Below are 20,022 nucleotides of genomic sequence, written 5' to 3' on the forward strand. Positions count from 1 at the left end.
GGAAAGCGTCCTCGTAGTTCACGCCGTAGAAAGGGATGCCGAGTTGTGTGGCGACGCGGCGCGCATCCTCAATGCCCTCAAGTGAGCAGCAGTTGGGACGCTCCGGGTCGACTTCAATCGTATCAGGCGCACCGAGGCGCATGGTGATGCCGGTGACATCATAGCCTGCGTCAACCATCATGGCAGCGGTGACCGAGCTGTCTACGCCACCGCTCATTGCGACGAGAATTTTCTTCATAGGACTACCCTGTTGAAAAGCATGGCACGTTTAAGTAGCGAGGTTGGAAATCTCGCCAGTGGTGTGTTTGCTAATCTTATTTAATTATAACGCAAGTTGCCACCTATTTATAGAAATAGCACTCCTACGGAGTGCGGTCGCTTAAATACACCGTTTCTATAGACATAGCACCCCTACGGGGTGGGGAAAGAGACGAAAACCCTTTCTGAAATGGGCAAAACCTGTTAGTAGCAACTTGGGTTAATTATACTACATAATAGGGGATTTGTCAGGCAAAATTTGGGGCACTTCAAATTCTTGTGTCGTTGTGGCATATTTTTCGGTGCATCGTTGAATAGGCAAGCGTTGGAGAATATTATAGAGCACGCACTTATCAAATGTCAGGGTGGAAGTACTGTAACCAAAGCTCGTTGACGAATAACAACACACCATAGGTGTCAATTTAGGGATATTTCGTTGTATTTTATAGGAACGTCCCTACAAATGCCGCCCCTACGGGGCTTGAGTTTTTTGGCCACACGCTGCTATAAATATGCCGTCCCTACGGGACTGAGGAGGGTTTCTGACGTGTCCAAAGTTTATGGCTAAAACCCAGCGCAGTTGGAATGCAGGTCGCATTTGGGGTTTTTGCTGGGGTGTTTCTTCGCGTACGCCGCAAAACAGCACTTACCGGTCCCTTAATTGGGGAAAAAATAAAAAATCAAGAGATCTGCCAATCTTCTTTTCCGGCGTATCGGTCATCGTAGACATCTTCATTGAGTTCCAGTCCGAGTCCAGGAGTATCCGGTACTGTGAACGTGCCACCGGTGAAGGTGTAGCCAGAGGTATCAATGACATCGCTGGTGAGGGTTGCGACTTCGCCGTAGAGGAAATGCGGAATCGTCTTTGCGAATTGGAGGCTGAGAAAGAAGCCGAGCAGGGAGCCCCAGTTATGAGGTGCGCATTGGACATCGTGTGCGGCAGCCATATCAGCAAGTCGTCGCCAGCCGGTAACGCCGAGTCCCTTCATATCGTGTTGGATGACATCAATGACACCCGCCTCAAAGAAGGGATCGTAGAATTCAAGTGGTTCGCGCGTTCGAGTTTCGCCATCGGCAATGAAGGTTTTTAAGCCCTTATCTTTGATGTAAGCCTTTAGGTTGCGATATAATTCAACATCTTCTTCAAACATCTCCTCTATCCAAAAGACATTGCAGTCACTCGTCTCGTTTAGGAAGGTGATGACCTCATCGTAGGTGTATGCGTTGTTTGCATCGACGAGAATATTGAACCCTTCTCCGGCAGTGCTGCGGGCAAGTTGGACAAGCTCTATGTCCCGTTGCAATCCCGCTTTCCGTTCCATGAGATGATTCCCGCGCCCGATCTTCATTTTGCATGCGGTAAACCCATTAGCGAGACTGCTTTTGACATCCTCTTCGATGCGTTTGAGCCCTTCGCCTTTCGTTTCATATAGGAGATCGTTGAAATAGATGGTGCTGTCGTAAGCAGGTAACCCGTTTGAAAAAACATCGCTACCGATGAACTGATAGGCGGGCTTACCGAGGATTTTGCCTATTGTGTCCCAAAGTGCGCTTTCAAGCCCCCGGAATTCTTCAACAACGCCATCCTCAGGATTTAAGAGGTCAAACGGGTTTTGATTGAGGACGCCCTCTGCGTTTTCAGCGGTTGCTGTTCCCCAACTGCCAGCCCCCCAACCGAGTGTGCCATTGCTTGTATAGATGCGGATAATGCGTTCGTTCCATTTACCGTTCGGATCAGGTTGTTTTATTTCCTTCGCGCCGGAGTTACAACCGATGGCAGGTTGGTCAATCTCAACTGTAACCTGCTCAACTTTAGTAATCTTGATACCGGTCGGATAGTTCTGCATACTCGTCAATCTCCTTCCACTCTCCGGTAGCGAAGTTTCAGCATTTCATTTAACTAACAACCTGCCGAAAGGTATAGGGTAACAAACGCAAACACCTACGGAAATCATCAACACTGTCCCACAATCTCCCTACTCAAGGACAAGGAGCAGTTCGTTGAGCGCGTCTTTCACCATATCGTTAGTTTCCTGCTCCCTGAAGAAAACGTCAAGCTTATGGGGCAGATTATCGTACTGGTCAGCCTCCTGAATCTGCTTTACTAAAGCAGGTTTCTTGAGAAGTTGAACGATACGGAGTCTATCTTCATGGTCAACGACTTCAGGGTTTGCTAACAAAACGATCAAACGTGCGGCTAATCCATCAGCGAGTCCGTTTTCGGCGTAATGGTTCAGCGTATCAATAGCGGCTTGTTTGGTATTGAGACTGGAGCCGTTTGTGAGGATTGCCACGAGCCCGTCCACAGCACCTGCGTCAGGATATTTCATCAAAGCTTTAGCAATGTCCAGACGCACGGTGTCATCGGAATCGTCAAGCGCATCAATCAACATATCTGTGGGGTGTTCTTTGAGGAACATCATAGATTTCGCGGCGGCTCGTCGGACAACGGCGTTACCATCGGTCAAACCTTCGACGATTTTTGCTTCGGAGGCTTCGTTTCCAAGTAGATAGAGTGCGGTGTTAATTTCCATTTTCAACCCTGCATCAGTGGTTGCATTTTGGAGTGCCTCTAACCCTTGGATGGCGGATGCGTCGCCTATATTTCCTACGATACGGACCAGCTGAATTTTAACATCAGGTGGAGTTTTGCTGTCGCCAGCTGCCTGTAGAATGTCGTTAATCGCTGGGGTGCCGATATCCTGCAAGATTTGAACAAAGTCGCCATGGACATTGCGGTACCGGTTTTTAACGAGGTCCTCCAACAGGAAAGGCACGGCTGGTGCGCCTTTGTCAACGAGGATCTGCATGCCATCCTTCTGTACCCTATGGCGTTCCCCGAGGATTTGCAGGATTTTCTTCATCTCATATTCGCCCAATTCACCAACGCGGCGGTCACGTTCGGTTTTGTATCTGGCTTCCACATCATGCGTCCTTGCCGCGCCTGTTGAAATGGCGTTACTATAAGCAAGGATCAGGAGTGCGCGGGGCTCAACTTTATTTTGTTCTTCCTGTTCAGCGCGCTCAAGATGCTGGACTGCCTCCAGTGAAAGCCCAGCGAACAACTTACCCCTCCCGACTTCAAGCTGGGTAATGACCTGTTCCTGCTGGCACCCGAAGCTCACCACTCCTATAAGTAGTAATATCGTCAAAACTTTTTTCATGTTCCGTTTACCTTTTCCTCCTGGAATCTCGATTAGACCTGCCCGTCTGTGTCGCTCATCGCGTGCATACTCCATGAAGATAGCGTACCATTTAACAGTGCGCAACTTGCACGCAGATAAAAAAGAACCAATTTAACATCTTCCCAGTATGATTTGGTAACGTCAATATAGAGCAAAACTGGTAGGTTTCTTATTATAACGAAAGACAGCTGAGGTCTTCGACATTTGCACACCTACCGAACAGGGGCTACCAATCCGGGCAAGTACTGATGTAATAAATATTATAAAATAAATACATTTTTCTGTCAACAATTTTAAGGTACAGTTTACAAACTTCCGCTCTTGGCAATAGAGAATTTTCAGGACTCAGACAAAAACCGCTTTTAAAACACGCGCCCGAAAATCACACCAGCGAAGAAACGTCGTCCACACAAGACCCTATTGGAGTGCATCAAGGAGTTGTTTAAGCGACGTTTTGACAAGCTCGCTCGACTCTTTTTCTTTGTGATATTCATAGAGCTTGAACTCAAGATTGTCGTATAACTCGGTTGCTCGAATTTGTTTCAGGAACGGTTCCCTCTTCAGAAGTTGAACAAGATGGAGCCGACTGTCCGCGTCGCTAACGGTTCCGCCAATCAGTAGCGTTGTGATCCGTTTTGCCAAGCCTCTGGTAAGTTTGTTTTGTCCGTAAATGTCAAGCGTATCAATAGCTGCCTGCTTCGGATCTTTGCTCAATTCACCCGTGAGAATGTTTACGAGTGGGTTAACAGCGGCGACATCCTTGTGTATTGCCAGTGCTTCTACAAGTGAGGCGACGACTTCAGAGTCGGTATCCTTTAACCCTGCAATGAGTGTTTGTGATGGGACATCACTGAGATTGACCATGGCTTTCGCAGCGGCACGGCGGACAGCAACATCGCTATGACTTAGCCCGGCGATGATGTCTCTTTGATACGATTTTTCACCGAGTTGATAGAGCGTTGTATTAATCTCCATCATCAATCCCGGTTCCATTGTTCCAGTTTGAAGGGATTTCAACGCGTCTACGGCTTTTTCATCGCCGATTTCAGCCAAGACTTGCACAAGCCTACTCTTGACAGCAGATGGTGTCGTTTCATCGGTGAGCTTGGCGAGAACGAGGTCAAGTCCCTGAGGACCCATCTGCACAAGCATCTGTGTAAAATTGGCGTGAAGGGTTGGATATCTACCTCTGGTGAGACTGTCAAGAATCAAGACAGCAGCCTCGGGTCCCTTATCCACAAGCACCTGTAAGCCGTCTTTCTGTATACGGGAAGGTTTACTGAGAATTTGCAAGATTTGCTTCATCTCAGCCTCATTGAGTTCTTTTATGCGCTGCTCTCGCTGATTTTTGAATTTGGCTTCCACACCGAGACTACTCGCACTTCCGGTAGAAAGCCCGTGTGAATAAGCGATAACGAGTAGGGCACGCGGTTCAAGTTTATTAACCTCTTCCTCTTCTGCTTTCTCGAGATGATCAACAGCCTCCAGCGCGTTGCCGCTGTCAATCAATTTACTTCTGCCCACGGATAGATTACTCGGGCCCTTCTGCTTTGTCTCACAACCGAAACTCGTGAGCAATAGGACAACCAGTGGAATAACGATGATTTTTTTCATTACCTTCTGTTTTCCTCCCTGAAAATTATTTCTTTGGGAATGACTGCCTGATGCAACCACACGCTACAATACGTTGCGATTTTGAAATACTCCGATTGTAACAATATCACAAAATTAGTAAAAAGTCAAGTGCAGATTTTGCCGAGCACTTTGGTTCTTGGTTATATCGTGATTATCGCTAAATTCAGAGATACCTTTTACAAGAAAACTAATGGCTTGACACGCGTACAGGTTTTGACTATACTTGTTGATATGTACCAAAGACAGAATTCACCAAGACTGGTGGGTCTATAATAGAAGCAGGACGAAAATTAAGCCATACGCGTCTATAGAAAAGGAATCTCCTATGAAAATTTTTGCCTCTTTTTACGCCACTTGTGCGTCCCCATTTTATCAACAAAAAACAGACTCACAGCAAAACAAGGCAACAATACTGCGATGCACATTCAGTGTGTTGTTAGTGTGCGCGATGTTAGTGCAAGGATCCGCAGACGCGCAGCTTATGTCCCCAGAAGAGGTTCTCGGATTTCAAGTGGGAGCAGATTATCAGGTAGCAGCATGGCAGACGGTCTCTGAGTATATGCGGCACGTAGCAGCGAACTCGGATCGGGTTCTGTTGGACGTACTTGGAAAAACAACAGAGGGCAACGATTTTGTAATGCTGCTAATTTCTGCCCCAGAAAACTTGGAAAATTTGGGACGCTATCAGCAAATCCAAAGACAACTTGCGCTGCCCAATAAGCCTACAACAGAGGACAGCAGCGCAGAATTGGACGCGCTTGCAGAAGAGGGGAAAGCGGTCGTACTGATTAACTGCAATCTACATTCCACGGAGATCGCCTCTTCACAGATGTCGATGGAGTTCGCATATCAATTCGCAACAGCCGAAACACCGGAAATTAAAGAGATTCTTGAAAATGTGATAATTCTGCTCGTCCCTTCTGCGAACCCCGACGGCTTAGACATCGTGGTGGACTGGTATAACCGAACTGTCGGCACCCCTTATGAAGGGTCTGAAATCCCGTGGTTGTATCATAAATACACAGGACACGATAACAATCGCGATTGGTTTATGTTGACGCAAATAGAGACGCAGCTTCTGACGCGAGTGCTTTACGAGGAATGGTTTCCTGAAGTCGTCTACGATGTACATGAGATGAGTTATCGCGGTCCTCGGTTTGTGATACCACCCTATTTCGAGCCGGTCAATCCGAATATTCCACCGCTCTTACAGCGGACGCTTTCGCTAATCGGGGCACAACTCGCTTTCGATTTGACGAGCGAAGGGTTTACAGGTGTGCTTTCAAGTGCTGTTTACGACACATGGTGGCACGGCGGATTTCGGACGGTGCCGTATCGTCACAACATGGTAGGCATTTTGACAGAAGCGGCACGCGTGGAAATCGCAACGCCAATTTTCCAACCGCATCACACTTTAAAAGGTTATCGGCGCGGGCTTGATAAATATACACTCCGCACGAACTTCCCGGAACCGTGGCCCGGCGGCTGGTGGCGATTGCGGGACATCGTAGACTATGAGAAGGCGGCTGCACTCTCAATCCTCGCCTTCGCCGCGGAGCATCGGGTAACACTGAAAACAAACTTTTACAAGATGGGACTCAACGCGATCGCAAAAGGGGAGGGTGAACCGCCTCGTGCGTTCCTGATTCCGACGCAACAGCGCGACATCCATACAACGCTCAAAATGCTGGATATTTTGAAACGCGGCGGCGTACAGATTCATCAGGCAAACGCGCCGTTTACTGCCGATGGTGTAGAATATCCGGCGGACACCTACGTCGTTTCGATGTCCCAACCCTTTCGGGCACATGCCAAGGACCTGCTTGAGGTTCAACACTATCCGGAACGCCGTCCGTCGCCTGAATCACCGCCTGAACGCCCTTACGATATTGCGGGCTGGACACTGCCGTTACAGATGGGTGTCAGAACAATCGCGGTTGTGCAGCCGTTTGCGGCAGATTTAAGGCAGCTACCCGTGCTACCACAGGTGCAAGGCGCGCTGGAGAGTATCCCTGAACCGACCAGCTACCTGTTTGAGAATCGGACGAACATGGAAGCGATTGTCCTGAATCGTCTGTTTAATGAGAAACTGCCGGATAACAGTCCGAAATATAATCTTTACTGGGCACGACGGGACGTAGAACTCGCCGGTAAAACATTATCACGCGGGACTATCCTCATAAAGACAGTGGAACCACCACTTCAACAGATTGAGGAGATGCGGACACTCGCCTCCGAATACGGTATTCACATCCACGCCGATGCATCTATTGATGAAAAAACGCTGAGTCGCACATTCTCAAAAGTGACTGACCCGCGCCTCGGTCTCTATAAACCTTGGACAGCGAACATGGACGAAGGATGGACACGCTGGGTTTTGGACACACACGAATTCAATTATAATAGCCTCACGAACGCGGAAATTCGCGCGGGGGATTTGGCAGCGCGTTACGACGCGATAATCTTGCCGGACTTTGGTGCTTCGGGTATTCTCAATGGACACGCCACAGGAAAATTGCCACCCGAATACGTCGGCGGGATCGGTACAGAGGGGTTGGCGAATTTACGAGCGTTTGTGGAGGATGGCGGCACACTTATCTGCTTAAATCGTGCTACAGAGCTTCCCTTGAAATATTTCGGACTTGGTGAAAAGGGGATTGTCAATGTGGTTGAGAAAGCAAATCAATCGGGGAAAGACGAGTTCTTCTGTCCCGGCTCATTATTACGGGTTCGGATAGATACAAGGCACCCCATCGGACGTGGACTCGATAAAGAGATGGCAATCCTTTTTAAATCGGGTCCTGTTTTTGAAGCCGGACGTGGTGGTGCCAAAGTTGTCGCGACATATCCGGAGTTTAATGCATTGATGAGCGGTTGGCTTGAAGGTGAAAAACGGATTCGACAAAAGGCGGCACTTTTGGAAACAAACTTAGGCGATGGACGCGTGATTCTGTTCGGTTTTAAACCCCAGCATCGAGGGCAATCCCATGGAACTTTTAAGTTGCTCTTCAATGCCATTCTTTACAGCACTGTCCCTTAGAAATAATCTAAGCCACCGGTTTGTGCACATAGCACTCCGCTGGAGTGCAAGAAGTTGTGCCCCCCGGTTTCTATAGATATATCACCCCGCTGGGGTGGGGAAAATACCTAAACCCCTCCTTGGAGCGTTCAGAATTTGTTAGTAGCAACTTGGGTTAGAAATAATATGAGTTATGGAAAGGTAGGTCCATTATGTTCACGACGACGGACAAGACGCTCGTCAGCTGGTTCTGCTTTGATGAGGAAGCCCCAAAGCACTGCAGCGTGATTACCGTGCAGGCGGCTGATAAGTATGACGCACTCGCTTTTGGACAGGATACGCCAGGTAAGTGGTCTACCGCCAGCGATGATAACACCCGCACACAAACTCCCGAACAACTCGCCCAAAATCCAGCGCAGGAAATTGTCCTCGGACAGTTCATGATGATGGCCGCTGTTTACAAGGACAACTCGGTCACGATTTACCGCGATGGGGAAGTGTACGCTCACTATACCATCGAAGAGCCGTTTGATTTTCTGAACAGCCCCTACCTACAACTCGTAATTGGCGCAGTCAATCTAAATCCTAACTACACCACATCGTTTAAGGGAAAAGTCAAGGACATCCGGATTTATGCACAGGCGTTGACGCAAGATCAGATTAAAGCGTTGAGACCGAATACACCTTCAGCAATTCAACCCTTCAGCTGGTACGATTTCTCGAAAGATGGTTGGTGGGTAGATCGTGCCGGTAAATTTCCTGAACTTAGAAACATTGCGGCGATAAAAGAGAACGATGAAGACGCGTATATTGTTTTCGATCGAGACGACAGACATATATTTACTATGGACAACGAAGCTGTCCGTATTGCCCGCGATTTTCGTCAACGGCTGATGCATGACCCGAGTCGCCCGACATATCATTTGGTTAATTCCGAAGGTGATAACGAAAGGAACTATTCGACCGATCCCAACTTCATGATTTACTGGAAAGGTCAGTATCATTTCGGCTATATGTGCAAAGGCGACGAGCACGCTTTTGGTCACTTCACGAGTACCGACCTTGTTCATTGGCGACGGCGCGGTGATTGTGCCTTGGGCAGCGGCGGTTGTGGTACGGGCGGTACGATTATAACCAAAGATGGCAAGAAAGTTATCTTCGTCGGCATATTTGGCGGTCGTCCGACTTATGTAGAGGCTTCGGATGAGCATCTGGAGGATTGGTCTAAACCGATTGAGATTGATGTACCTCAAGAGACACGGGATGCCGATTATTGGGTATTCTGGGATCCGACGGCTTGGGTTGAGGGAGATTACTATTACATATTCTCAGGGGACCATCCTATGGAGGATACACGACCAGGACTGGGGAATTGGTATAAACGAACGACACTGATGCGCTCCAAAGACTTTAAGAAGTGGGAATTTCTGGGTGAATTTATGACGAAAGAGTTGCCCGGACTTGAGAAACACGATCATTCCTGCACCGACTTCTTCAAACTCGGCAACAAGCACATGATGCTGCTTATCAGCCATAGTTGGGGTGCGCGGTACTATCTGGGTGAATGGAAGGATAACAAGTTCACGCCTGAGTTTCATACCAAGATGAGTTGGACCAACAATTATCGCGGCATACCCATCTATTGGGCACCCAAAACCTTCCTCACACCAGACGGACGCAGAGTTGTCATTACCAATATACAGGTTAACCTCGGCAACACTTTATGGAGCTGCATATTCTCATTGCCTTGGGAGTTGAGTCTACCTGACGATGGGATTGTGCGGATTAAGCCGGTTCGCGAACTTGAGTGTCTCCGCTACAACGAAACGGTTGAGAACAACATTACCGTCAAAAACGGCGAGGACTATAGGCTGACGGAAATCTCAGGCGATACGGTTGAATTGAACCTCACAATCAAGCCTACCGAAGCGAAGGATTATGGTGTAAAAGTGTTCTGTGACAAAGACAACCAGAACGGGATGGAGATCTTCTACTCAGCCGACGAGAAGACGATTTCGATAGGTGATGGCAATGAAGCGGTAAAACCGTACGGTAGTTCCCAACCTTATGGTGTCGCGCCGTTCGAGTTGAAAGCTGGAGAGGATTTGAATTTACGGATATTCATTGACAGGGCACTCGTGGAAGTCTTCATCAATGAACGTCAGGCAGTCGTACAGAGTCAACTGCATAAGTCGGAAGATGTTGGAATCTGCCTTTACAGCAGAGGTGGGGACATTAAGGCAGACGTAACGGGTTGGAAGATGGCGGCGGCGAACCAATGGTAAGTCCTGTTTCAGTCGATCTGTCTCGCGACGATGCACTATTATTTTTCGAGATGTGCTATATTCTTTGAAAATCACTTTTGGAGATACCCAATGAAACTTTTCACTTTTTCACTACTTATTATCGCTGTTGTTTTCACACTCGGTTGCGCTGAAAATAGATTAGATGTTGTTCTTAACCAGTTGGACCGACCCACCTACGAAGTTGTCGACGATGCTGCATTTTGTTACGATCATTTAGAGCAGGATATTGAGTTTTACTACCTCGCCCTGGATAAACTCTGTGTGGATTTGCTAATAACTGGAAAGACCCTTGACGAGCTGGCTGTTGATACGACTGTTACTGACATCTTGGCGGATACCGAGTCGTATCACGGTGAGTACGTAGAGCTTGAGGCTTTTGTAATTTTCAAAAACGATGCAGGTATAGTGATTGCAGATGTGAACAATGATCTCACCAATAATACCCTTGTTATCATTGAGAGTGGCACAGAATATATTGACAGTCTCACGCGGGGCAGTAAATATAAATTTCTGATTCAAGTTATCATCGCTGATACTGTCAACGGCGGTCAACTTTTGAGTGAACCGGTAGCAATTGAGGACGAGTGATTTCCGCCTATTTTCTTCTCAAGCGGATTTCACCGGCAGCGGCGCGCAATTTCAGTAACGGTCCGCCGCCGTTAATCGCTCCGTTTAACCGACTTTCGACATCTCTGTGAGGTTGAATGGAAAAGTCGCTTGAGATTTTCCCTTGCGTTTGGGCATCTACCTTAACTGCGATATCCGGATGGAGCGCGACATCTATCGCTCCACTTTCGGATGTGTGTAAAGTCCACGGATGTTGTGGTTGGGTTGCCATTTCCGCACGGATATTCCCCAAAGCGGCTGTCAGGTTAACGCTACTTTGGCACCCTTTGAGCGTAATGTCTCCATTCTTGCTGGTTTTTCCCCACACTTCGCCCTGGATCTCACCAAGATGTAAGTTGCCGTCTAAAACCTCGGCATTTACTGTTCCCATCAAGTTGTCAACGTGGATATCGCCGGAAGCGGCAGTTTTGAGCGTGACACTATACTGACGCGGTACTGTCACGTGAACATCAACTGTAAACCACTTCAACCCTTCTCGCCAATGCTCTCGTCCACGTTTGAACTTTCCCTCAATTTTAATATCTGATTGGGTCCCTGAGTCGCTATTTTTGGTTGTGATCTCAAAATCCCCGGGCAATTTACTAATCCATTTGGTAGACTTTGGTCGCAGTTCCCGCAGCTTTGCGTTCCATTCCTTTGTGCCAGCGATATTGATATGATCCTCATCTGTAGTTTCTATACGAATCGTACCAAACTCTGTATCAACCGTTAAGTGTCCGGTAGGATTAACGGGGAATTCTGATCGGTCCGTGCGTGAGTGTTCGACATCTCCTATAAACAGGACAAAGATAACCACTGATAGAAACAGGAGAGGAAGGACCAGAAAAGCGACTAACCGCTTAGACTTTGTCACTATGGACTCCTTTTGTTAGTGTTGGGATTCATCAATGGAGTAACCATAGCCGTCAATTTAAGAAAAAACTGTGTCATGGCATCGTAGGTTGGGTTGAACGGATTCCAGGAAAACCGTAAAATCATAGAAAAATGAACTTTTCTCCTGACACGCTACATCGACCAAAGACCGAGTGAAACCCAACGCTTTTGTTGTGAAGTGCCACAACTCTGACAGTATGAAGTTGGGTTTCACTATGTTTTTGAGTGTATAGGGCAGCCTCTTGGATTTGAGGTGTGTTTGAAACACCGACATCCGCCCTTTCAATGCCGTTCAACCCAACCTACGAAACTCGGTTCGGTTAGGAAACCGAACCTACCGGACTTGGTCCGGGACGGTTGTTTTTTCTAAAATTGACCCCTATGGAATCATTTTTTCACGTTACCTATTCTTGGTATGTTCCTACTAATGCTTCCTTCAAGACCTCCCGATAGAGACTTCCGCCTTTATAATAAAACGAGAAACCAGATTTTCCCATAAAATCGTTAAGAGGTAGGCTCATAAGCATTTCTAAGTCTTTTGAAATCACTTGACAATCCACCGGTGATCCCTTATTCCATCCGCTAATGATCGCCCGTTCCAATGGTGAAATATCCTCAACACCTTTAGCCTCACGATGCTGTCTGAGATCACGGTTTAAAACCCAGACATTCACAAAATTAGCGTTCAGATACCTAATTGTTTTCTTATCGGAGAGGACAACTGCCCTCAGAGATTTTCCACTGCCTCAGCACGACTCATCCATAAAGACACCCTCCGCTGACACGACGTGAATAGGACGGTTAAGCACTCTTGCTTTTTCTAATGCCGCATCTAAAGGCACCCATTCAATTTCCTGTGCCTTGTAAAACCGTCTTGCGAGGGCGAGTTGTGCTTCCTCGACAGGAAGTTCTGACGAGAAAGTGATCTCCTTGGTGCTATCTTCCCCAGCGGTCATTTCAATGCGACAGACACCATTACCAGTAACGGTATACCCATCCGGATGTTTTCTATTAACATCAAAGTTCAATGTGCTTTCTGGGACGGACATCTGAAAATAAATTAATTCTCGCGAGTGTCTGTCAAGTATGAGCCGTCCTGCAAATTGCGAGGGTGTAAAAAAGCCATCTTCCAAGACAAACTCGGCATGAATGCGGAACACAATTTCGGCGTAAGTCTCATTGTATGCTCGAAGCAATGCCCACAACCCATCTGTGTCCCTGCCTATCTCGAAAGTTTTACTACCGATATTGATTTTTATAGTACCAGGACTGATGCGCATTTTAAATTGCGGCTTCTCAGCAAGTTGCTTGAGCAATTGAAGTGCATCTTCACGATCAATTTTCCAGGTCTCGCCGACGGAAACGGGTTTTCTGGGGAGAAAGCCCTGAAATACTGACCTTGGATGATCTCTATGTCGTTCTACCTCTCTCAGGTTTGCGAGGGATTTCCATTTAAGATGGAAGTCGCCAGTAGAAGATGTAATTGGTGCGATAGATGCTTGAACCGGAATCTGTGTTGGACCTTTTAACGCAAGGCGGATCTTTTTGGTACCACCCATATAAGAAGATATAGCACACCCAGAAAAGAACAGTGCCAAGCATAAACAGAGTGAAATACTTTTGTAAACAACCAACTTCTTGTGCATTTTTGTCCCCTTCACAATTTATCTCATAAAGAAGTTGTATGGAAACCGAGCCAGAGAAAATGCAAAAGAGGTTTCGATTTACTCCTAAATCATAACCGAGACTCGGTCCCACGGCAAGTATTTATGAGATGGTGTATAAAAAATCAGAATTTTAATGAAAAGATTGGTGATTTTGTCTATTAGAGACACTTGAGATGAAAAAAGATAGTGGAAACTATACGAGGTAGAGAAAAGGGACTTTTTATTTGACACAATCAACGGATTATGCCACAGTAACATACCTTGTATTATATTTTGACGTGCGCGCTGTCAGGCGCGCTTCTTCTAAGGAAAGGAGATTCTAACAATGGCAGTTACGTTTCACCACGTCCATCTTCGGTGCGAGGACTTGGACGGTGCAGTCAGTTATTACGAAAAAATCTTTGACGGAAAAGTCTTAGAAACAGCCGATGTCGGTGGGTTAAAAGTCGTCCGTATGGAAATCGGCGGGGAACGGATATACCTCTCCTCTAAATTAGGGGATATGGAGGTAGAAGATACCAGCGGCAATCCACGCTGGGGGCTCTACCAACTTGCCTTCACTGTAGAAGACCTCGACGCGACCGTCGAAGAACTCCAAGCGAAAGGCGCAGAACTCGACTATCTGAGACCTGAGATCAAAAGGGCGTTCTTCAAGGGACCTGATAACGTTCAGATCGAACTCATTGAGATGTAATTGTTTTCAGAAACCGCACCCTCATCCTAACAAATCGTGTTGGGTGAGGTCGCGTTCCTCACCCTTCTCTATATCTATCTACAGTGTATTGGTAATTGAAAACTTACCATAACGTGAGTAAGGTTGAGGTTACCTCATTACACAAAAAAGTTCTTTTTATATCAAAAACTTTCAGGTTTCCGAACTCATATTAAAATTATGATAGAAAAAGAATTTAGAAATGAAGATCCGCCCGGTAAAATTATTGCTCTTGTATTGTCTACCGTTTCTCTCTTGGGCGGGAATTCGCTCGCTGTTAAGATCAGTTTGCAAGGCATTCCGCCGCTGAAAATGGCACTTCTTCGTTATATATTAGGGGTTCTTGCTGTTGGTGGTGTGGGCTTTTTCCAGGGAATGTCAATGCGGTTGCGTTTTGAGGAATTGCGCCGGTTGATCCTAATTGCGGTCTTGCATGCATTGCATACCGTTCTGCTGAACATCGGCACTGAGTTCACTATAGCTTCTCGCTCAACTATTTTCTTTACACTTTACCCAATTTTTACTGTCATATTCGGGCACTTTTGGCTTCCGGACGATCGGCTCTCCCTTAGGAAGATATTGGGGATTCTTTCTGCCTTTGGTGGTGTTGTTGCAGCCATCGCGCCGACCCTACGAGGCAGCGGCACTTTGGAATATCTCATGGGAGACCTGATTGTGACGCTGGCTGCCTGTTTCTTTGGACTCCGCATTACACTCACGAAGGTGTATGTTCAAGACATTTACCCGCATCGACTCCTCATTTGGTTGCTGAGTTTAAACATTCCATGTTTTCTGGCTTTGAGTTATTTCTTCGAGCGTGGGAAACCGATCGAATTGACATTGGCAAGCGGGGCAGGAATGCTTTATCAAGGCTGGATACTCACCGGTTTCTGTTTTCTGACGTTGACATGGGTGCTAAGAAAATACAAAGCGAGCAAATTGGTAGTTTTGTATTTCTTCATGCCTGTGTCGGGTGTATTGTTTAGCAACTTGTTTTTAGGGGATGAACTGTCGTTGAGTATATTAGCAGGAACTGTATTGATAGGCGTAGGAATTTATCTTGTAAATATGAGGGATTAAAGCAGGTCCCGACGTGTGGGAAAGGCACTGCATGGATTGAAGCACTTCCGAGAACAGGCTTGAATATCTTGTTGTACTGCCATCGGAAATTAGAGCCACTGTCTAAACCAAGATTGTGGTATTTGACGCATTTTAACACCTTCGCGCAGGACGTAGATCTCAGCGTTTTCACTCAATATGCAGATACTGGTTTTCTTTTACTAAAAACACAACTTGATTTGCAAAATCTTCACGCCCCATCAAGTCAGAAATTTTAACGGCTATTTGGTTAGCACGTCTTTCATGGTCAATACTGTTGACAAATTCCAAAATATCTTTACGAGCTTCTTCTGCTGCAATATCAAGTGCTTTGTCAGCACCAAACGCTTTTATCATTTCTAACAACTCTGAATCTGATTTGTCCACAAGTCCAGTATCATACTCATCCATAAAGCGCGCTGCTACGCGCCACGCAAGTGGTGACAAAGCTGTCTCTATTTTCTCCTTACGGATTCTTTCTTTTCTTTCTCGCCATGCCTGTTGACCTAACATAAATCCGTGCACTGTATAACCTCCTATTTCAATTAAAAGTGTGGCAAGTAATAAAAACAGTGGCAGTAAAGCACTCACGTTGGTCAAGGTAGATTGTAATGAGTTCTTTGGATCTACCCATAGCCAATATGGAACAACCATTAGTGCTACAATCCATATTGCAAATTGCATCCACTGGTTTATGATCGCTCGCACATTTGTGTTTTCTTCTTTACCCATTTGCTTAGGTGTTCACCTTTAACGGTTGCAACTCAGTGATGGATCTCCAAATTTCCACTCACGTATTACTATACCACAAAAAAGACTAAGACCTCAAGTCAAAATGCTCTCAAATGTTATTATGGAAAATCGCTTTTCCATAAAACTTCTCCACTTATTCTTGAGCATCTACATTGTTATTGACTTCCTGTCTGTAAGCGTCCAATTTGCGGTGTAGTGTTCGCACCCCGATGTCGAGAATTTTCGCTGCTTCCGTTTTATTGCCGCCCGCCTCGGCGAGGGTCTTTTGGATCGCTGCCCGCTCAATTTCTGCCATTGTCATACCGACCCTACCGATGACCTCTTCCGCATCAAGCACTGGTAGATATTCACCCTGTGAACCACCCTGCTGCCCCACCGGCGCAGCAATCGGGACTTTTGAAGATTGACTTCTTGCAAGTGTCGCCAAACTTGCCTCCTGTGCCCGATTCTCAAGCACCTTGGCTATCGTTGAAAGCACCTCCAACGCTTTTTTGAGGACACCCGCCGCATCATCCGTTTCACTAATTTGCATCCAACTGGTATCCTCATCTGGGATTAGAAACGGCATCTCCTCATTACTGGTGGCGGCAGCTGGTTCAAGCAGACGGATTGCAGAGAGGATAAGCCCCAGAATCGTTTTGTAAATGGCTATATTTTCTGTTGCGATTGCACTACTGGTCGTATCGACGACTTGTAAAGCTTCCCCGGTTACATCAAGAAGTTCGGTGTCATCGTCGGTTGTGTCAACGACCCGCGTAGGTGCGAGTTGTGTGCCAGGGGCTTCCACAGGGAGCAAGGAAACCTGTTCAGGTTCCGCATCCATCGGGAAATCTTTAAGCTGCAGCTCCTCGGTGGTGGTTAAAATAATAGCGGTTTCTATGGCGTTTTTAAGTTCGCGTACGTTGCCGTACCAAGTAGCATTCTGGAGATAATTGAGTGCTTCTGAGGTTATACCGGTAATGGGTTTACCATGTTCTGCGCTTAATTCAGAGATGAAGGCAGAAACAAAGAACGGAATATCCTCGCGACGATCGCGCAGCGGTGGAATCTGGATACGAAAGAGATTGAGGCGGTAATAGAGATCTTGTCTGAACTTTTTTTCCTTAACCGATGCCGCAAGATCAACATTTGTAGCGGCGATAATTCGGACATCAACCTTAATATTTCTTTCACCACCGAGCCGTGTGAATTCTTGTGTCTCAAGGACACGCAGAAACTTCACCTGGACTTCGGGTGACATTTCGGCGACTTCATCTAAAAAGAGCGTGCCACCATCTGCCTGTTCAAACACGCCACGCCGTTGGGTTGTCGCACCGGTAAAAGACCCTTTTTCATGCCCGAAGAGTTCACTCTGAAGGAGGTCCTTGTAGAACGCACCGCAGTTGACCGCTTTGAACGGTCTATCTTTACGTGGACTACTTTCGTGGATTGCTTGCGCGATGACATCTTTACCAACACCCGTTTCGCCTGTGATGAGGACAGTCGCTTTCGTAGGCGCGACCTGCGCGACTTGACGCAAAACGACCTGCATCGGTGCGGATTCACCGATAATGCGTCGTGAATTATTGCTGATAACGGGTTTTGGAAGATTCATCTTTTCTCATCCATTATCCTCACGGAACGAAGTTTCGACTATTGACCGTGGGCAATTTCAAGGAGTCGTTGGGGGTCTTTCTTGACTTGTTCAAACACGTGGAAGCCATCGCGACACGCAGCTTCACACAATCGTCTCAACACAACCCCTTTTAAAGCCCAATTTGTGGTGCGAAGGCTTTTTTGTAGAGCACTTCCAGTCTCAACAACGTGGAGGTTCGGTAAATCTTCATTAACGACATGCTTGTGACTTTTTGCAAGCAAGAAAATTAGCGTTGTCGCTCGCTCTACTTCAAAAACACGTTGCAGTGATAAAATGTCGTCCTGTCTCAACAACGAGAAAACGAGATCGTAACTTTCGATTAACGCAACCGTGCGTTCAGGGACACCACTCTCATCAAATTCTAAAACCTCCAGCTCGTGGAGTGGGGCAGTATCAAAGGGAACGATAATATCGCTCTCGCTAACAGGGTCGTCTTTTCCGTCAACACGACAAAAATACCACGGGAAATACAGATCAAGCGTTGTCTCACCGTATTGATCGTGTTCCCGAATTTGTTTTAAGCCTGCCCGCAATTGTGTATTCAAAGGTCCCGTAAACATTTCTCCGGCGGGTGCGGTGTAGTCCCTGCTTTCATGATACCAACCCTCAGTATTGTAACCACTCAATTCTTTTATGCGCGCCTCAAGGCGTTCAGGTGTACTGCAATCTTCACGTTGGAGCGGGTTATCAGGTTTCTGCTTTTGTCCGGTTGTGTAAGGACTCAAGACCAATATTTTCATACGTATTTACTTCACAGAGTTGGTTTGTTGGGTTTCGCTATATTCTATCGGCACAAACGTATCATTGAAAACCAGAAGGCTCTCTATAAACAAGAGCCTCCTCTACTTTTACCACTCAACCCAACCTACGTCTACACTGTTCACTGACAAAGATTAAGCTTCTTGCGGTGGTTGCCTTCGACTCCAGAGATACAGAATCGGACTCGCGATGAACACCGAAGAGTACGTGCCTACCATCACACCTACGATAAGTGCTAAAGCAAATGTGTTAATTTCTTCCCCCGCACCGGTGACGAGGAAAATAACCAGCACAACAAATAGCGTTGTTAAGGAGGTGATAACCGTCCGGCTGAGGGATTGATTGATGCTTCTGTTTAAAACCGTAACGTAGTCAGTCCCGCGTAAAGTTTGCGAGTTTTCCCGAATTCGGTCGAACACAACGATTGTGTCATTGAGCGAATATCCAATAATCGTGAGGAACGCTGCTACGGTAGGCAGGTTAATCTCCTTTGATAACACTGCAAAGAGACCTAAAGTGATAAGTACATCGTGAACGAGGGCAGCGATCGCACCGATGGCAAAACGGAATTCAAACCGCCAAGAGATATACAGCAATAAGATAGCGATTGCGCCAAGCACTGACCAAAGCGCTGCCCATTTGAGATCTTGTCCAACGCTCGGCCCGACTTCAGAGACATTGACCCCACCAGCGAGTGCTTGCCAGCCGTCTCCACCTTCAAGGAGGACATCTGTGAGAATTCTACCGACACTTGCTTGGACTTGGACAGTGGCGTTTCCGCTCAAGTCAATTCCGAAAGGTTTTGCGAACGTCAACTGAATCGTACCATCTTCGGCAGCATCATCACGTGCGACAATCTCGTTGCGTTGCTGCATACTACCATCAATGAGTTGAACGGTTTCACCGACCTCTAACAGGTGCGCTTTCTGGACAGTGCTGCTTACTTGAAGACTGGTAGCGGTTGCATCACCCGGATCCGCCATGATAGGCATATTAATCAACTGCTGCTGAAATTCAGGTTGATGCCCCATGGAAATGAACGCTTCGTTTTTGCTGGCATCTATTTGGATCTTGGTGCGTTCATAGCCGACTTCGGTGAGTTTAATTTGTAATTCGGCTTCAGTGACTGCTCTGTTGAACTTCGCTTGGATCTTAACACCACCACGGAAGTCGATCCCGAAATTCGGACCTTGATGAATTCCAAGGAAAACCAAACCGATAAGGATGATTATCGCTGAAATGACGAATCCGGTGCGATGTTTACTGATAAAATCAAAGTTTGTATTTTTAAGTAATTCCAAATTTTTTAATAGTTGTCAGAGTTACTGGAGGTCAGCCATCAGCCATCGGCTTTCAGCAAAGAGGTCCTTCGTTTAACCGAATCCACTCTACTGACTGCTGGTGGCTATTAAAACCTATTCATCCAACAACCATTCCTCCCTGTCAGAGTCATCAGTTATCAGTAGGCGTGTAGCAGTTGCAAACGTTTTGTTC

Annotated in this window: 16 protein-coding genes; 5 read left to right on the plus strand and 11 right to left on the minus strand. The window is 46.7% G+C overall.

Annotated features, from left to right (window positions below):
- The 4 genes from OXH39_24445 to OXH39_24460 form a co-directional block, all read right to left on the minus strand.
- Nucleotides 1-217: tRNA 2-thiouridine(34) synthase MnmA (locus tag OXH39_24445; protein MCY3553617.1), on the minus strand; the 217-nt coding region annotated here is incomplete at its 3' end.
- A 721-nt stretch (nucleotides 218-938) separates the two neighbouring features.
- A complete protein-coding gene (locus tag OXH39_24450; GenBank protein ID MCY3553618.1) occupies nucleotides 939-2,105 on the minus strand; it encodes a mandelate racemase/muconate lactonizing enzyme family protein in 1,167 nt (388 codons plus the stop codon).
- A 129-nt stretch (nucleotides 2,106-2,234) separates the two neighbouring features.
- Entirely contained in the window at nucleotides 2,235-3,422 is a 1,188-nt protein-coding gene (locus tag OXH39_24455) for a hypothetical protein (protein ID MCY3553619.1), read from the minus strand.
- Between the two features lie 438 nt (nucleotides 3,423-3,860).
- Entirely contained in the window at nucleotides 3,861-5,057 is a 1,197-nt protein-coding gene (locus OXH39_24460; protein MCY3553620.1) for a hypothetical protein, read from the minus strand.
- A gap of 346 nt (nucleotides 5,058-5,403) precedes the next feature.
- Here OXH39_24460 and OXH39_24465 point away from each other — a divergent pair, with 346 nt between their 5' ends.
- The 3 genes from OXH39_24465 (at nucleotide 5,404) to OXH39_24475 (ending at nucleotide 10,991) form a co-directional block, all read left to right on the plus strand.
- Nucleotides 5,404-8,118: a M14 family metallopeptidase gene (locus OXH39_24465; GenBank protein ID MCY3553621.1), complete on the plus strand. Its 2,715-nt coding sequence runs from the start codon at nucleotides 5,404-5,406 to the stop codon at nucleotides 8,116-8,118.
- A gap of 191 nt (nucleotides 8,119-8,309) precedes the next feature.
- A complete protein-coding gene (locus OXH39_24470; protein ID MCY3553622.1) occupies nucleotides 8,310-10,382 on the plus strand; it encodes a GH32 C-terminal domain-containing protein in 2,073 nt (690 codons plus the stop codon).
- A 90-nt stretch (nucleotides 10,383-10,472) separates the two neighbouring features.
- On the plus strand, nucleotides 10,473-10,991 hold the full coding sequence (locus OXH39_24475; GenBank protein MCY3553623.1) for a hypothetical protein: 519 nt from the start codon (nucleotides 10,473-10,475) through the stop codon (nucleotides 10,989-10,991).
- Nucleotides 10,992-10,998: 7 nt separating this feature from the next.
- Here the strand turns inward: OXH39_24475 and OXH39_24480 are convergent, their stop codons facing one another.
- The 3 genes from OXH39_24480 to OXH39_24490 form a co-directional block, all read right to left on the minus strand.
- Nucleotides 10,999-11,883: a hypothetical protein gene (locus tag OXH39_24480; protein ID MCY3553624.1), complete on the minus strand. Its 885-nt coding sequence runs from the start codon at nucleotides 11,881-11,883 to the stop codon at nucleotides 10,999-11,001.
- Nucleotides 11,884-12,307: 424 nt separating this feature from the next.
- Nucleotides 12,308-12,577 (minus strand): hypothetical protein, encoded by a 270-nt coding sequence (locus OXH39_24485; protein MCY3553625.1) that lies wholly within the window; start codon nucleotides 12,575-12,577, stop codon nucleotides 12,308-12,310.
- Between the two features lie 72 nt (nucleotides 12,578-12,649).
- Nucleotides 12,650-13,549, minus strand: coding sequence for a hypothetical protein (locus OXH39_24490; protein MCY3553626.1), 900 nt, complete (start codon nucleotides 13,547-13,549; stop codon nucleotides 12,650-12,652).
- Nucleotides 13,550-13,895: 346 nt separating this feature from the next.
- On the opposite strand from OXH39_24490, the gene OXH39_24495 reads away from it, so the two are divergent.
- Both OXH39_24495 and OXH39_24500 read left to right on the plus strand, forming a co-directional pair.
- The gene (locus OXH39_24495; GenBank protein MCY3553627.1) at nucleotides 13,896-14,264 is read left to right on the plus strand and encodes a VOC family protein; all 369 of its coding nucleotides are present in this window, start codon (nucleotides 13,896-13,898) and stop codon (nucleotides 14,262-14,264) included.
- Between the two features lie 198 nt (nucleotides 14,265-14,462).
- Nucleotides 14,463-15,362, plus strand: a complete 900-nt coding sequence (locus OXH39_24500; GenBank protein MCY3553628.1) for a DMT family transporter — start codon at nucleotides 14,463-14,465, stop codon at nucleotides 15,360-15,362.
- Nucleotides 15,363-15,530: 168 nt separating this feature from the next.
- Here OXH39_24500 and OXH39_24505 read toward each other — a convergent pair whose 3' ends face one another.
- The 4 genes from OXH39_24505 to secF form a co-directional block, all read right to left on the minus strand.
- Nucleotides 15,531-16,112, minus strand: a complete 582-nt coding sequence (locus OXH39_24505; protein MCY3553629.1) for a hypothetical protein — start codon at nucleotides 16,110-16,112, stop codon at nucleotides 15,531-15,533.
- Nucleotides 16,113-16,266: 154 nt separating this feature from the next.
- Nucleotides 16,267-17,727 carry a sigma 54-interacting transcriptional regulator gene (locus OXH39_24510; GenBank protein MCY3553630.1) on the minus strand — a complete coding sequence of 487 codons (1,461 nt, stop codon included), beginning with the start codon at nucleotides 17,725-17,727 and terminating at the stop codon, nucleotides 16,267-16,269.
- Nucleotides 17,728-17,765: 38 nt separating this feature from the next.
- Nucleotides 17,766-18,509 carry a hypothetical protein gene (locus OXH39_24515; protein ID MCY3553631.1) on the minus strand — a complete coding sequence of 248 codons (744 nt, stop codon included), beginning with the start codon at nucleotides 18,507-18,509 and terminating at the stop codon, nucleotides 17,766-17,768.
- Nucleotides 18,510-18,662: 153 nt separating this feature from the next.
- Complete coding sequence (gene secF, locus OXH39_24520; protein MCY3553632.1) at nucleotides 18,663-19,829, minus strand: protein translocase subunit SecF; 1,167 nt, start codon at nucleotides 19,827-19,829, stop codon at nucleotides 18,663-18,665.
- Nucleotides 19,830-20,022 lie beyond the last annotated feature (193 nt).

It is taken from the genome of Candidatus Poribacteria bacterium, assembly GCA_026702755.1.
Classification (GTDB): Bacteria; Poribacteria; WGA-4E; order WGA-4E; family WGA-3G; genus WGA-3G.